17 protein-coding genes are annotated in these 13772 nt (G+C 43.4%); 12 read left to right on the forward strand and 5 right to left on the reverse strand.

Translation table 11 applies throughout. From position 1 onward, the window contains the following. The first annotated feature begins 9 nt into the window (after nucleotides 1-9). The 3 genes from NYE58_RS06755 to NYE58_RS06765 are packed head-to-tail and all read left to right on the forward strand — an operon-like array spanning nucleotide 10 to nucleotide 3121. Nucleotides 10-990, forward strand: coding sequence for a TadE/TadG family type IV pilus assembly protein (locus NYE58_RS06755; RefSeq protein WP_341001415.1), 981 nt, complete (start codon nucleotides 10-12; stop codon nucleotides 988-990). A gap of 25 nt (nucleotides 991-1015) precedes the next feature. Further along, entirely contained in the window at nucleotides 1016-1525 is a 510-nt protein-coding gene (locus NYE58_RS06760) for an A24 family peptidase (RefSeq protein WP_076316888.1), read from the forward strand. An 18-nt stretch (nucleotides 1526-1543) separates the two neighbouring features. Next, nucleotides 1544-3121, forward strand: coding sequence for a DUF6382 domain-containing protein (locus tag NYE58_RS06765; RefSeq protein WP_076316889.1), 1578 nt, complete (start codon nucleotides 1544-1546; stop codon nucleotides 3119-3121). Nucleotides 3122-3148: 27 nt separating this feature from the next. Here the strand turns inward: NYE58_RS06765 and NYE58_RS06770 are convergent, their stop codons facing one another. After that, entirely contained in the window at nucleotides 3149-4051 is a 903-nt protein-coding gene (locus NYE58_RS06770; RefSeq protein ID WP_305953632.1) for a TIGR01777 family oxidoreductase, read from the reverse strand. A gap of 48 nt (nucleotides 4052-4099) precedes the next feature. Then, on the reverse strand, nucleotides 4100-4561 hold the full coding sequence (locus NYE58_RS06775; RefSeq protein ID WP_036681700.1) for a DUF2621 domain-containing protein: 462 nt from the start codon (nucleotides 4559-4561) through the stop codon (nucleotides 4100-4102). A 172-nt stretch (nucleotides 4562-4733) separates the two neighbouring features. Between NYE58_RS06775 and NYE58_RS06780 the strand changes: the two genes are divergently transcribed. The 5 genes from NYE58_RS06780 (at nucleotide 4734) to NYE58_RS06800 (ending at nucleotide 9793) form a co-directional block, all read left to right on the forward strand. Then, the gene (locus tag NYE58_RS06780; RefSeq protein ID WP_076316890.1) at nucleotides 4734-5843 is read left to right on the forward strand and encodes a deoxyribonuclease IV; all 1110 of its coding nucleotides are present in this window, start codon (nucleotides 4734-4736) and stop codon (nucleotides 5841-5843) included. Between the two features lie 65 nt (nucleotides 5844-5908). Beyond that, nucleotides 5909-6808 carry a formyltetrahydrofolate deformylase gene (gene purU / locus NYE58_RS06785; RefSeq protein ID WP_036681703.1) on the forward strand — a complete coding sequence of 300 codons (900 nt, stop codon included), beginning with the start codon at nucleotides 5909-5911 and terminating at the stop codon, nucleotides 6806-6808. Nucleotides 6809-6983: 175 nt separating this feature from the next. After that, complete coding sequence (locus NYE58_RS06790) at nucleotides 6984-7733, forward strand: SAF domain-containing protein (RefSeq protein ID WP_076316891.1); 750 nt, start codon at nucleotides 6984-6986, stop codon at nucleotides 7731-7733. Nucleotides 7734-7745: 12 nt separating this feature from the next. Then, nucleotides 7746-8810 (forward strand): hypothetical protein, encoded by a 1065-nt coding sequence (locus tag NYE58_RS06795; RefSeq protein ID WP_038569124.1) that lies wholly within the window; start codon nucleotides 7746-7748, stop codon nucleotides 8808-8810. A 98-nt stretch (nucleotides 8811-8908) separates the two neighbouring features. Further along, nucleotides 8909-9793 (forward strand): ATPase, T2SS/T4P/T4SS family, encoded by an 885-nt coding sequence (locus tag NYE58_RS06800; protein ID WP_341001417.1) that lies wholly within the window; start codon nucleotides 8909-8911, stop codon nucleotides 9791-9793. Between the two features lie 40 nt (nucleotides 9794-9833). On the opposite strand, the gene NYE58_RS06805 is transcribed toward NYE58_RS06800, so the two are convergent. From NYE58_RS06805 to NYE58_RS06815, 3 genes are all read right to left on the reverse strand, one after another. Further along, complete coding sequence (locus NYE58_RS06805; protein ID WP_341001419.1) at nucleotides 9834-11045, reverse strand: tyrosine-type recombinase/integrase; 1212 nt, start codon at nucleotides 11043-11045, stop codon at nucleotides 9834-9836. A gap of 80 nt (nucleotides 11046-11125) precedes the next feature. After that, nucleotides 11126-11599: an ImmA/IrrE family metallo-endopeptidase gene (locus NYE58_RS06810; RefSeq protein WP_341001421.1), complete on the reverse strand. Its 474-nt coding sequence runs from the start codon at nucleotides 11597-11599 to the stop codon at nucleotides 11126-11128. Between the two features lie 20 nt (nucleotides 11600-11619). Next, the gene (locus NYE58_RS06815; RefSeq protein WP_341001423.1) at nucleotides 11620-11967 is read right to left on the reverse strand and encodes a helix-turn-helix domain-containing protein; all 348 of its coding nucleotides are present in this window, start codon (nucleotides 11965-11967) and stop codon (nucleotides 11620-11622) included. 187 nt (nucleotides 11968-12154) lie between these two features. Between NYE58_RS06815 and NYE58_RS06820 the strand changes: the two genes are divergently transcribed. Genes NYE58_RS06820 through NYE58_RS06830 form a run of 4 tightly spaced genes read left to right on the forward strand, consistent with a single transcriptional unit; the run spans nucleotide 12155 to nucleotide 13768 of the window. Then, complete coding sequence (locus NYE58_RS06820) at nucleotides 12155-12424, forward strand: hypothetical protein (protein ID WP_341001426.1); 270 nt, start codon at nucleotides 12155-12157, stop codon at nucleotides 12422-12424. Continuing rightward, nucleotides 12402-12590 carry a helix-turn-helix domain-containing protein gene (locus NYE58_RS37450; protein ID WP_445671783.1) on the forward strand — a complete coding sequence of 63 codons (189 nt, stop codon included), beginning with the start codon at nucleotides 12402-12404 and terminating at the stop codon, nucleotides 12588-12590. The genes NYE58_RS06820 and NYE58_RS37450 overlap by 23 nt, the downstream gene beginning before the upstream one ends. Before the next feature lie 56 nt (nucleotides 12591-12646). Then, nucleotides 12647-12907, forward strand: coding sequence for a helix-turn-helix domain-containing protein (locus NYE58_RS06825; RefSeq protein WP_341001428.1), 261 nt, complete (start codon nucleotides 12647-12649; stop codon nucleotides 12905-12907). Beyond that, nucleotides 12908-13768, forward strand: coding sequence for a hypothetical protein (locus NYE58_RS06830; RefSeq protein ID WP_341001430.1), 861 nt, complete (start codon nucleotides 12908-12910; stop codon nucleotides 13766-13768). Nucleotides 13769-13772 lie beyond the last annotated feature (4 nt).

The following is a 13772-nucleotide window of genomic DNA, read 5'->3' on the forward strand; positions in this document are numbered from 1 at the left end:
GGTAAGGAGATGGGGGATGGGTATGGAATCAGAGGGAAGGACAAGGAAGAAGGTAGCATGGTAGTAGAAGCGGCGATGGTTCTTCCGTTCTTCCTGCTATTTGTCCTGTTCCTGATTTCTATCGTACAGATGACCTTGTATTCGACAGCTTTGCAAAGTACAGCATCAGACACTGTAAAGTCTATTTCAACTCATATGTATCCTGCGGCTTTGGCGGTGCAGAAATGGGGAACATCCAGCGAAGTAAGTGATGATTCAGGGTGGGATGACAGTGATCATTCTGCTGGCCTGAATTGGACTATTCCTCGCTTGTCACTTACTGATTGGGGCAATAGTTATGCTGAGTCTTTACCCAATCCGTTAAATGAGTGGGTTATGTCCGCTTTAGAAAGTGGTGAGGGACCGTTGCAGAAGCTTCAGGCAGAGACCAGTGAAAGTGTACTTGATCTTGCGATCAAACCTTTATTGAAACCATACCTGACATCAGATTTACTGGATTATGAGCGAATTCATGTATCCAATGTTATAGTGCCGGAGCTAAATGAGGGTACTTGTCCATACCTTGGGCTAGTGGTTAGTTATAAGCTGCCGATGAAGGTCCCTTTTCTAAACCAAAGTATTGTATTAGAAGCAAGTGCTGTTGAACGTCTCTGGATCGGGGATACAGGAGAAGGCACAACCAAGGAGGGGAACGGTACTGGCCAACCAGAAGAATTCATTGAAATCTTAGAAAAGCCGAACCCGGCTGTAGCGAATAAGCAAGGCAAGGTTCGTGCCAGAATACCGCCGGATGCTTCTGCCAGCTTGTCAGTCTTTTATAAGAGCGGAGGCAGTACTGCCAAATATTTAGGCTGGAAACAAGCGGATGCAGATGGATATATCGAGTGGGAATGGAAAATTGGCGTAAATACCACACCGGGCTCGTGGCCGTTTGTTATACAACTGGATGACGGTAGATCTGTTGAGGTTATGTTCACAGTAGTGAAGTGAAAGGGTGGAAAAAGGAGTGTAATAAATGGCAGAGTGGGCATTTTGGGGATGTCTACCGTTTTTAGCAGCGGCACTAATTACAGATTTAAAGTCGATGAGAATACCAAACTGGATCACCTTGTCAGGCTTTTTCACTGGTCTGCTTGCACAAGGGGTGATAAATAGCTGGCATGGACTGCTGAGGGCTTTCGGGGGAGCTGCTGTAGGATTTACAGTCCTTCTGATCATGCATTTAATAGGGGCGGTTGGCGCGGGGGATGTTAAGCTTTTTGCTGGAATCGGCGCGTGGACAGGGATGTTTTTTACGCTGCAAGTCGTGATGTACTCCGTACTATTTGGAGCTTTAATAGGCTGGCTAATTGTTTTAAAGAGACGGGAGGCGATCAGTCGTTCGCGTAAGATCATCAGCAGAATTTCTGGATTTATTTTATGGAAGAGTCCGTTTCTATTAAAAAATAACGATAGTGAACTGTTGAAATTCCCTTTCATGCTGGCTGTTATCCCTGGTTCCATATGCGCTTATCTATACTTTTAGTTCGGGAGCTGATGTTTGTTGTTCGAATTAACCCGTGATTTTATACAACAGGATGGTATATATATGATCCTTGGTGAACCCGAAGGAATACCTGCGGAGAAGCTTAATTTGATTCAGGCACGCATGCTGATGAACACCGACATTCCTCATCATTTGAGGCTGTTACTTAGAGAAATAGATATGAAGGTTACTATGGAATACGCTGTTTTACGCAAAAAAATGCTTAGTCATCTACTCAAAGGAGAGAAGCTAAGTATGAACTCGTTTTACGGGTTATTGCTGCAAATTGCCCAAGGCATGGAAGATGGCAGGTTATATATGCTGCGGGCGGAACAGTATGCTTTGCATGCAGATTACATTTTTATTGAAGGGTCGTTACAGAGCGGTAAAGTATACCTAACCTACATACCCATTCAGGAGAGTAAGTCTGTTTCAAAGCTTGGAGAGTCACTCAAGACACTGATTATGGTGTTAATGGCATCTATCACAGAGCTTACTGGCAGTGGTGTGCAAAGACTATTGCAATATTGCAGTGAAGAGGGATTTACTCCAGCTGGCTTAAAGATTCTTTTATCAGAGTTGCTGACAGAAAGAGAGCCCGTTACACCTGAAAGACAGCTTCATGAAGGCGTAAAAGAATATCTAGTGAAAGAGGCAGCAGCTCCACCATTAAGAAAAATATATGAGCATCGCGAAGATAAGGAATTGGAGCTGCAGCCGACTGCTACTCCTTGGATCAGCAGCTATCCTAATCTTAAGATAAAAGAGGAGGAGAGCCTGTCTCTAAGCTTGGAGGATGAGCAGGTAACGAATCCACAAGCCTCAAGCTCAAGAACCTATATAGTGCTAGGGTTTCTATTAGGCGATGCACTACTGTGGAAGTTTCTATATTTGGATAGTCCCAAGCCGTTATGGCTTGCCGTCTGTGGAGTTGTGACGATTGTATTGGCTGTTTTAAGCTGGATGGTTTGGAGCGGAAGGCTAAAGGTTGGTAAAGAAGATGTTGATGGCCTGGGTGAGGATTCTGAAGATACTAACTGTAATCCGAGTCGAAAAGAATTGGAGTGGAATTTTGGCAGGAACCCTGTGACTTCTACGCGTTCTCCAGCAACAATTCCAAAGATAACTCCGCAATCCTCTGATTCAGCAGCTAGCGTTCCGGCGACACGTTATGAATCACTAGCAGAGGAACAAAGTTCTGTTAAAGCACCAGAAGCAATAGCTCCAACAACCTTATTATCACAGGAGAAACCGCCTGAGCAAGGACGACAAATCGAAAAGCTGGATCGGAGTATTCCTTATCTCCAAAGAAGCGGTGAGGAGGGCGAAGAGGCAGAGATGATCGAGTTAAATCGAACTAGCTTCATTATCGGCCGATCGGCAGAGGTGGCTCAATATGTGGAAAGATCAGAAGGCGCCTCTAGAGTACACGCTGAGATATCTAGAAGCACCAGCGGATATATTCTGAAGGATCTTGACTCCAGAAATGGAACGCTTTTTCAAGGTGAAGCCATGGTCCCGTATAAAGAGTATCCACTAACAGAGGGGACCACATTTAAAATTATAAAAGGAAGCTACACATTTCATACAGTATGAAGGTGAGTTCTAACGATGAATGTGGCTCTACAATTTTTGTTTTTTCAAATCTTCTAAAGCGACTTGAAGTGTAGGGAAGGTAAAGTCAAAGCCATGATTTAATGCCGCTGCGGGCAGGACGCGCTGACCTTTAAGTAAGATTTCGGATAATTCTCCGGCTGCTGTTTTTAACAGGAAGGCTGGTAAAGGGAACCAATGTGGCCGTTTGTAGACTGTGCCGATCGTTCTGCCGAACTCTTCGTTCGTTACCGGATGTGGAGCAGTCGCATTAACAGGTCCGTTAATCGTTGGATTTTGCGTACAGAAATCAATTAGACGGATGATATCCGTCAGATGGATCCAAGAGAGCCACTGCTTTCCAGAGCCAATGTTTCCGCCAAAACCTAATAAATAAGGCAGCTTCATTTTGGGGAATGCTCCGCTCTCATTGCCGAGCACAACTCCGGTACGCAGCTTGACCACGCGGATATCATGGTAGGTTTCATCTGAAGCCTCTTCCCATGTCTTAACTACTTCTGAAGGGAAATCCATGACCTGGGCTGGTGAGGACTCATTAAAAGTATCCTCTAAAGAGGTACCGTAAATCGCCACGGCGGAAGCCTGAATGATTACGGAAGGCTTTTGCTTCATTTGATCTACTAACTTAGCTGCTGCGGAAACGGTTGCAAGTCGGGACTGCATAATCGCTTTTTTGCGACTTGGACTCCAGCGCTGGCTAAGGGAAGCTCCGGCGAGATTAATTAGGGCAGCTGCATTTTCCACTGGAGCGGGATTAGAACTTAGACTGTCCCAGGTGTGGTAACTCAGCTTAGGATGAATTGTTGTTGCGTCTTTTGGTAAATTCCGACCTACAATAGCAACTTCATTACCTGCTTGCAGCCAGTATTTTGCTAGTTCGCTACCTATAAAACCGGTGCCGCCACATATCACATATTTCAAAGGAGGGCCTCCGTTCTAAATCGTACAATTCATTAAAAATTACTTAAACAAATGCTGGTAAGCAGAGTAATCGATTTTATTCTTCTCGAGAAAATTGACAAGAAAACGGTTATCGCGCCGCGGTGTGGCAACTATGTAACCTTTAATACAGTGATCGCGAGTAACTTCTTTTGCATTGCTCTCGACTGCGATTTTTCCGATCTCGGCAGCAATAGAATGCTTCGCAATATCACGAAATGGCCCAGGTACAGGTTGAACAAGCTGGTCCAAAAAGGCCTTTGTTTCGTCACTCCAGAGCGGGCGGCTACGTTCCACCCAGTAATTTTGCCAGTCAAGCTTTGACTTTCCATCAGCTTTGGGCAGGACCTTTAGGAATTTGCGGAACATAAAAAAACCGCCGATACACATGGAACCAAGCAGCATAAATGTCCAGAAAGCGATAGAGTTCATAAACCAATTGCTCGGTGTGGATAATAAACCAAGTCCTGATTGGATAAACATGCATACACCACCTTTTGGCAATGAGGATTCTCACACGAATTATTCTCATATTAAAGTATAGCTTATTTCCAAAGTTTTGCGAAGCAGAACCCGGCATATTGGCCTCGTCTAGATTTATTTTTCCGATCACGGTAGAATAGGGGTTAATTCGTGAAGGAAAGAGGGAAGAAGTATGCTGAAAATAGGTTCACACGTGTCTTGCTCGGACAAGGGTCTTTTGACCGCAGCAAATGAAGCAAATGAGTATGGTTCCAGCTCGTTTATGATATATACAGGAGCGCCGCAGAATACGCGCCGCAAGCCGATTGATGCCATGTATCCCAACGAAGGGAAGCAGGTTATGAAAGAGAATGGTGTAGAGGAGATTGTTGTCCATGCACCTTACATTATTAATCTCGCTTCCTATAAAGAGAATACGTATCAACTGGCTGTTGATTTCCTGCAAGAGGAAATTCGCCGTACGCATGCACTTGAGGTCAAGCATATTGTATTACATCCAGGTGCGTTCACTGATAAAGATGCTGAATATGGTATTCAGCGGATTGCAGATGGTCTGAATGAGGTGCTTGGAGGCACGAACGAAACGGAAGTGCATATCGCTTTAGAAACTATGGCTGGTAAGGGAACAGAGATCGGCCGCAGTTTTGAAGAAATCGCTTCTATTATTGCTAAGGTCGAACATAACGAACGTCTGTCGGTCTGTCTTGATACTTGCCACATTCATGATGCTGGCTATGATATCGTTAATGATTTGGACGGTGTTCTCAACAAATTTGATGAGACTATCGGATTGAACCGTCTTGGTGTAATCCACATTAATGACAGTAAAAATCCATGTGGCGCTCGCAAAGACCGTCACACTCCAATTGGCTCGGGTTGGGTTGGCTTTGATACGATTAACAAAATCGTACACCATGAAAAGCTGGAAGGTCTTCCTTTCATTCTGGAGACCCCATGGATTGGTAAAGATGCTAAGACACAACGTCCGATGTATGAGGTGGAGATCGCTTTGCTGCGTGGTAATGTAGCTGAACGATTTGGAGCGGAATTCGTGCAGGATGTTGAAACATTACGTGAATTTTTTGCCAAGCAGGAGATCGATTCCCGTCAATATGTACTTAATGTCTGGGAGCTGCTGAAGAACGATGCCAAAGCTAAAAAAGCTGATCCACGTGAACCACTGGAGCGTCTATACGATGAAGTTGTCGCTGCCCAGCTGTTCCCGCAGCTAAGCGAGGAAGCTATTAATCATCGCTTAATTGCTTGGTTAGCAGGCAAATAAGTGCTCGTGAACGCTTAAGCTATACTTCAGATTGCGTATGTAGATGAGAGGATGGGAAGAGGGTCATGGAGTTACACGTAAAAAGAAACAATTCGTCAGGTGTCGAGCATTATTCCAACCGGGCACGTATGCTCATTTCCTGTCCTGACGGACCGGGAATTGTGGCGGCTGTATCACACTTTCTGTATCAGCATGGCGCAAATATTGTGCAGTCGGATCAGTATACGATGGATCCAGATGGTGGAATGTTCTTTATGAGAGTCGAGTTTGACCTACCTGAATTAGGCGATCGTCTGGAAGAGATTCGCTCTCAATTTGGCGGAGTGGCGGAGCGTTTTAAGATGGACTGGAAGATCTTTAATGTTCGTCATAAGAAGAAACTTGCCATATTCGTCTCTAAAGAAGACCATTGTCTTGTTGAACTGCTCTGGCAGTGGCAAGCGGGCGATCTCGATGCCGATATTGCCCTCGTCGTTAGTAACCATTTGGATATGAAATCTTATGTCGAGTCGTTTGGCATTCCATTTCATCATATTCCAGTCACAGCGGATACTAAGGCTGAAGCAGAAAAACGCCAGTTAGAGGTCATCGGAGACGATATCGATGTTATTATATTGGCACGGTATATGCAGATTATTTCGCCGTCCTTTATTGAGCATTATCGCCATCAGATTATTAATATTCATCACTCTTTCCTGCCTGCCTTTATTGGCGGCAATCCATACGCCCAAGCGTATCAACGTGGGGTGAAAATTATCGGGGCAACTGCTCACTATGTTACTGAAGAACTAGACGGTGGACCGATTATTGAACAGGATGTACAGCGGGTAAGCCACAGTGATGATGTTATTGAGCTGAAACGGATTGGACGTACCATTGAACGTGTTGTTCTGGCTCGTGCGGTGAAATGGCATATCGAGGACCGAATTCTCGTCCATCAGAATAAAACTGTAGTATTTAAATAAAGGTATTCTCCGGTGAAAGCAACGATTATGCCCGAGGGCTTTCACCGGAACCCTTTAATTTAATAGTTCTCTAAATCTCTATGAGGTAAAAAAGCATTTTACCAGCAGCTTGGCTATTTATGCCAAGGTGCTTTTTGTCGTTCTCAAAAATCATGTAGTTAAGGAGGTGGAAGGTTTGTCGTTACAGCGGGGACGTTTGTTAAAACGTAATTATTTCTTCGCAAGTCTCATTTTGATTACTGGATTCGGGGGATTGCTAGGTTATGATCTCTATTTCAAGCCCTACGTGCTTTCCCAAACCGTGGTCAAAGTTAAGGTGGGAGCTGGGGAATCTCTACCTAAAAATTATGAGCTGAAAGCAAGTGATTTGTATCTGGATTCTGTTCAGACCAAGGACATACCCTCTGGTGTAATTACGGAGATCGCACAAGTGGAGCACAAAATTACGAATGTGAATCTGACTAACGGTAGTATTTTGACAGCATCACTGGTGGATGTTAGTGATTTAGAGCCTTTGCAGGATGAAGGCATATTTCCTATTCCGAAGGAGGCCATCTATGCCATTAATGGTTCGTTGCGAAGCCGGGATAAGGTAGACATTTATCTTGTAGAAGGTGATCGAGAGAAGCAGCGAGAGGCGCTCGGTTCAAATACAGGCAAAAAAGAAAACGAGGAACAGGTGAAAGAACAAAGCTTGCTTAGCGATCCTACTAAAGAGATCTTCTTATCTGGAGTTACCGTGAACTATGTGCGAACAGAAGACAATAATGATGTGCAGGATTCTGAGAAAGGTAACAACAATAACCGATTCACTTCTACTGGCAAGGTGGCGACACCAGAATTGAAGCTGAAGAAAAGTGAGGGTCAAAGGCTAGGGCAATTTTTGGAGCAGGGCAAAAAGCTGTGGATCGTACGGGTAGAGTAGGGGGAGATTGCCTTGAAAATATTTAGTCTGGGCATAGATCAGTTAACGATTAATGATATCAAAAACGCGGGATTTAATGTAGTTACACAAAACGTGTATCCCGATCCGGCGCATACCGAAGGTCATATGTTAATGGTTACGAGTGATCAGGTACCTGTTCAAGCGCTTAGCGAGCTGCGATACAAATATCCAAGCTCTATGATCCTGTATTTATATCTGCAAAAGGGAATTCGCGGCTATCAAGCTGTGCATATGTTATGTGAAAGCTTAGGGCTATATTTTATTCCTCCTCGTTCTACCTCGTCAGCAGTGATAGAGAAGATTCGTTTTATCCTGGAAGAGGATGGGGAGGAACGGAGCAATTTGGTTGGTTTTTTTGGCTCAGGTCCAGGCATTGGTTGCACAAGTGTGGCGAAGCTGTTTGCAAGACGAATTGCTGCGGCAGGTCTACGTGTTCTTGTACTTGGTTTGGATCTATATGATCCCGGGTATGAGCGCAAAGCTACGATCAGTCTAGACAAACTGCGCCCCAAGCTTACAGGGAAGATGATTCATGATGAAGATTTCCAGCAATTGATTAGACAGGATGGCTATTTGTATCTACCGGGAAATTACGACTACTTAAGTGTTCAGGATTATCTGGAGGAGGAGATCGAATATTTCTTGGCTAGAGCTGGAGCAAATGCAGATGTGGTTATTGCTGATTTCGGTTCAATTCCCGAGAGTGCTGCGTGGTATGTCGGTATGCAAAAGTCGTCGTTACGCATGATTGTCACTCATCCTAAACATGAATACAGATTAGAACCTCTTTTCGAGCTTACGGGGCATATAGATCTGCGTCCGCATGATTTCCAGCTGATCATTAACCGCAGTAATGTGGAGGAAATATCTTCGTCCAAAAATATGGCCCTTAGATTTGGCACTGAAATCTTGCTGGAGTTACCGTATTACCAGCCCTTGCAGGAAAGCTTGCCTCTAGGCAAAAAAGAGCTGCAGCATGTGGATGATAAGGTACATTCTCTATTGGTGTCGATGGGATTAGCGCCAGAGGCCAAAAAGAAAGGGATATTTCTATGATTGAAACTCTCGCGAGTCGTCCACTCTTTTCTCTAAAACAAAGCGTGTTACGCACTAGCAAACCGGGCAAGGAAGATTTTTATGCTTTTTTACAAAAAATGAAGACCGAGATGAACGAAGGATTAGAACGTGAGGATGACGCTTACTTCGTGCTAAATGCAAAGGCATTAATTGGCGATCCGCAGGCAGTTAGCTTTTTTATGAATGAAATTGAGAAGTACTTACGAAAAACACCTTTTACTGGAAAGGTTCCAGAAGCGTACCGAACGGCGGCAGAGGCCCTGTATCACGAGTGGAAGGGTTTTGGACCAGCGTATCGTTGGTTTACGGATCGTGCATACAGCGAGTCAACCGGATTACAAATGATTGGGAAGCAAATTTTTTATAACCATAAAGGTGAGTTTATAGCTTATCCGTATGAGATGCCTTCACTGGATCGGGTCGAGCAGCTGAAGCGTTCCTTGCTAAAAAGTGATCCCAATAAAAAGCTGAACAAGGATAATCCTTCGGTGGAGTTCAAAATGGATGATCCGCTCTGGCCAGGTCGATTTATTCGGCTTGCGATTTGGGTATCACCTAGGGTCTGGGAGGGTTTTACTACGATATCACTGCGGCGACAAGTTGTAGAATTTCTGGATTTGGAGGATCAAGCGGGTACGGAATGTATTCCTGCGGAGGCGGTTGAGTTCATTCGGGCGTTATCGTCCACGTTTCGCAATACCATTATTGCAGGTGCTGTAGGGTCAGGAAAAACAACCTTTGCCAATACGATTGTTGGTGAGCAGCTGCTTGGCTCTTCATCCTGCATGGGAGTGGTGATGATAGAGAAACATCCGGAATCCATTTTACCGTATCAGATTAAAGGCCATCGGATTATCCCAATTCAAGCTGCGAATGAGGAACTGATGGAGGTGGGAGTAGAGTCGCTGCGGCATGACCCAAATATTTTGTATATGACAGAGATGCGTTATAATCCGCAATAGATCAATGATTCTTTTGGGTTTTCCCCACAAGATCCCCACACTATAAACTATTCATGAGTTTTTCAAATTTTTCGGGAGCTTCTTTTCTTCTCTTTTTGGTTACATGCAAGTAAATCAGGCGGGTTACTTCATCACTACTATGACCCATACGTTTTTGTATTGTTTCAAGTGCCACTCCTACCTCAGCTAATAAGGACACGTGAGTATGCCTTAGACTATGGGGGGTCAGGGATAATGGCAGGCCTGCAATTTCTAGATAAGTCTTCATTCTCGAAGTGATGTTCGGATGGGCTTCGGGGTACCCTGGATTTCTTCGTGTATTCACGAACAGGAATCCAGCATCATAGTATGTTTTTCGATTTGCCATTTTAAATTCATTTAGCCATGCAATTTGATCATCTAGAACATCGACGACACTGTCAGTAATATCAATTTCTCGTCGGGACGCTTTTGTTTTAGGTGTGTTAATGACATACTCTTTGATTTTCTTTTTGCAATAGAGCGTCTTTGTTATAGAAATGAATTTCTCAGCCCGATTAATATCTTTGTTTTTATTTAGTGCGCTCATTTCTCCAATTCTCATTCCTGTATAGGCTATAAGATAAAAAAGGTTGAAATCTTGCCTATCTCCATGCTCCTTAACTACGTTCAGAAAACGTGTCAATTCCTCCTTTTCCATATATTTAGGAATCTCAGTTTTATTTTCTAACTCTTCAACAGTAGCTTGATAGGTTGGTATTTCAGCGCTAGAAGTGGGGTCAGACTTAATCATTTCTAAATCAACAGCTTTTTTGAAAACAAGTGAGCATGCTGAATGTAGGAGTTTAATTGAGTTTAGTGAATACTCTTGTTTTTTTTGATCGTCAAGCATTTTTTGATAATCTTTCTTGGATATATCTCCAATTTTTTTATGACCAAAGTATTTTTTGCATTTCTTTAATTCACGCATGCGAATATCTACAGTCGTGTTTTTTACTTTGCCGGTTGCTTCATACATTTTGAGCCATTCTATTACAAAATCGTCAAATATGATATCTCTTTCTTCGAAGTAAGTTCCATTCAAGAGTTGAGCTTTGATCTTAATTCCTGCTTCAAAGGCCTCCTTTGCCGTTGGATAGCTAGGAGTTTCTTTTTGTTTTCTACCCTTTTTTCCAGGTATCGGAACGCTATAACGATAAGTATGTCTGCCATTTTCTGAGCGTACACCTGGATATTTCACTGCTTCCTTGGCTTCTTTTGGTCTTCTCCCCATTCGTTATTTCACCTCCTTTCACGAATGTATGTTCTTTTATATCCTTATGTGAAGCCGCCCACGCGGCTAATATCCGTAGGTTATTTGAAAATTTTTATGACCGCGACAGGATCGAAGTAAATTATGTATTCATCATTTCCAGGCTTGTACACCGTACAAGGACCGTATACTTCCCAATAGTGATCTATAGCGTTAATTAAAAAATCATCTGTAACACCAATTAATTCAGCAAATTCATAAATGTTCCGCACTCCAGCTTCATGCCCCAATAAAAAAGCGGACAAAGGCACTAATTCTTCATAACCCCAATTTTTAGCACGCTTTTCTTGTTTCCTTTTTTCGACAGTATTTTGATCAAGGATATCTCCTGCACTGGTTTCATGATGGCCAATTTCCTCTACGAGCGTGCAAGCTTTCTCTGTCTTCGTTTCAAGTCTACTATCGATACAGATGACTCTGTCAGCATATATGCCCTTTAATTTACCAACTAAGGGGCGCTCAATGACCTCTATTAACAGAAGGTGAGCTTTTTGAAGTAATAGATCATATACCATAACACCACTCCTGATAGCAGTTACTTGTCTGAAGATTGTTGGTTTTTCTTAGAGCGAACAAACTCTTTGAATTTTTCGATTTCCATCAACTCTTCTTCTGTCCATTCATAGCCTTCATGATGGGCCGCAATGGTTTGGATCTCTACCTGGGTTTCAGATTCACTCTTTTTTGACATCTCCTGTAGTTCATCCACAGTTATTCCTAAAGCTCGGCATATTTTGATTACATTATCGACAGAAGCCTTTCCAATTCCTCGTTCAAGAATCGAATATAAAGTTGTGTAGGGTATTCCAACCTCTTCTGAAAAAGCCTTAATGCTCATTCCGTTCTTCACAATCAGTTCTTTTAGGATTTTAGCTCTTTGCAATTTTCACGCCTCCGATATATACGAAAAATCGTATTTCTAATACTATAATACCTAAATTAAGTACTAAAGTAAAGAGTGAAATTCGCATTATCATATTTATTTTTCGGAAAACCCTTGACTTGATATGAAATTGCGAATACGATTGGTTTTGTAAATACGCAATAGCGAATTTGAAAGGAGGATTCGAATGTTTTGGAACCTTCGGGCAGAAATGGCTAGGAAAGCTGTTTTTTTTGGGGACTTAGCAAAAGCGTTAAATATTAGAAATGCCACTGTAAGCGACAAGATCAATGGTAAATCTCGTTTTTACATCGACGAGGCTATCACTATCCGGGACGAGTTTTTCCCCGATCATAGTATTGAATACTTGTTTAGCGACTCAGAGGATGAAACGACCAAGCATGGGGAGGTGAATCAAAATGGATCTCAAGAGTATGCCAGACCTATTAACTGCTGAACAAGTCGGGGAGTATTTGGGAGTTTCACGAAGTGCAGTCTACAGTTGGTGCAGAGCTAAGAAATTACATGGGATAAAGCTTTGTGGAAACTGGCGTATTCGGAAATCAACATTACTGGACTGGATAGCTGAACAAGAGAAGGCAAACTGCAGTTCTCAGGTGTAGCCCTATCCGCCATCATAACCACATCATAGGGTTTTATACCTGAAGGGAGGTAAGTCGTGACACTGACATTTGGTGAGTATCTGCGGCAGCTCCGAAAGGCGAAGGGGCTAACGGTGAATGATTTCCCAGGTGTATCTGGACCAACTGTTTCCCGCATCGAGAATGGGAGCGAAGCAAAGCCAGATACGCTCCGTAAACTTGCTGCCACGCTGAATTGCTCCTTCATCGGCATGATGATCAAAGCTGGACACATCATGGAAGCTGAGGCGCTGGGCTGGATCGGAGAGCAGCAAGATAAACAGAAAGGAGCAATGTAAATGAACAGTGACGTACTAATCGAAAGCGTTAGTCTCCGCAATTCATACACTAGCCGAGTGGATGTACTTAACAAGGTAAAAGGGCTATCCCTACTGCCAGATAACGAGAATGTGTCTATGGAAATGGCAGGGGAATATTACGAGGTCCCAAAACAGACAATCAATAGTTTGATTTTTGATAATCGTGAGGAACTTGAGAACGACGGATTAAAGGTTGTGTCTGGGAATGAACTGATCTTCTTTAAGGAATTGGGTGTAATTGGTAAAAACTCATCTTCTTTTACCGTCATTTCCCGTCGTGCCCTTCTTAGGATTGGCATGCTACTTCGAGATAGTTTAGTTGCTAGGGCCGTTCGAGATTATTTGCTGGATACAGAGGATTCGCAGCCGAAGCAGTTGAGTCAAAGTGAACTTATAGCTTATTTAGCTCAAAAGAATGTGGAGCATGAACGAGTGGAAGCTGAACGCAAACGAGCAGACGCCGAGCGTGACCGCCGTCTTAACGACATGGAAGAGAAATGGGAAGACACCATAGAAGTAATGGCGCTCAATCCGGGTGAGGATTGGCGTAAGGAGACAACGTCTATTTTGAACAAGATTGCTCAGGGTCGCGGTGGTGGCGAGGCATACCAAGGGGTTAGGAATGAAAGCTATGACCTACTGACAAGCCGCTTTGGGCCTCGTTTGGAAGTCCGGAAACAGAACATGCAAGGCCGTATGTTGCGTGAAGGAGTAACTCCTTCTAAGGTAGAGAATCTCAGCAAATTGGACGTAATAGCCGCTGACAGACGGCTGATTAACGATTACATCACAGTCGTGAAGGATATGGCGATAAAGTACAACGTTAAGTTGAAGGGATGAGCAT

Origin of the sequence: Paenibacillus sp. FSL L8-0708 (assembly GCF_038009325.1) — a bacterium.
Taxonomy (GTDB): Bacteria; Bacillota; Bacilli; order Paenibacillales; family Paenibacillaceae; genus Paenibacillus_AQ; species Paenibacillus_AQ odorifer.

Coding starts and splice junctions, on each gene's coding strand:
- NYE58_RS06755 (WP_341001415.1), top strand. CDS start 10: ATGGGGGATGGGTATGGAATCAGAGGGAAGGACAAGGAAGAAGGTAGC.
- NYE58_RS06760 (WP_076316888.1), top strand. CDS start 1,016: ATGGCAGAGTGGGCATTTTGGGGATGTCTACCGTTTTTAGCAGCGGCA.
- NYE58_RS06775 (WP_036681700.1), bottom strand. CDS start 4,561: ATGTTTATCCAATCAGGACTTGGTTTATTATCCACACCGAGCAATTGG.
- NYE58_RS06780 (WP_076316890.1), top strand. CDS start 4,734: ATGCTGAAAATAGGTTCACACGTGTCTTGCTCGGACAAGGGTCTTTTG.
- purU (WP_036681703.1), top strand. CDS start 5,909: ATGGAGTTACACGTAAAAAGAAACAATTCGTCAGGTGTCGAGCATTAT.
- NYE58_RS06800 (WP_341001417.1), top strand. CDS start 8,909: ATGAAGACCGAGATGAACGAAGGATTAGAACGTGAGGATGACGCTTAC.
- NYE58_RS06805 (WP_341001419.1), bottom strand. CDS start 11,045: ATGGGGAGAAGACCAAAAGAAGCCAAGGAAGCAGTGAAATATCCAGGT.
- NYE58_RS06810 (WP_341001421.1), bottom strand. CDS start 11,599: ATGGTATATGATCTATTACTTCAAAAAGCTCACCTTCTGTTAATAGAG.
- NYE58_RS06820 (WP_341001426.1), top strand. CDS start 12,155: ATGTTTTGGAACCTTCGGGCAGAAATGGCTAGGAAAGCTGTTTTTTTT.
- NYE58_RS37450 (WP_445671783.1), top strand. CDS start 12,402: ATGCCAGACCTATTAACTGCTGAACAAGTCGGGGAGTATTTGGGAGTT.
- NYE58_RS06830 (WP_341001430.1), top strand. CDS start 12,908: ATGAACAGTGACGTACTAATCGAAAGCGTTAGTCTCCGCAATTCATAC.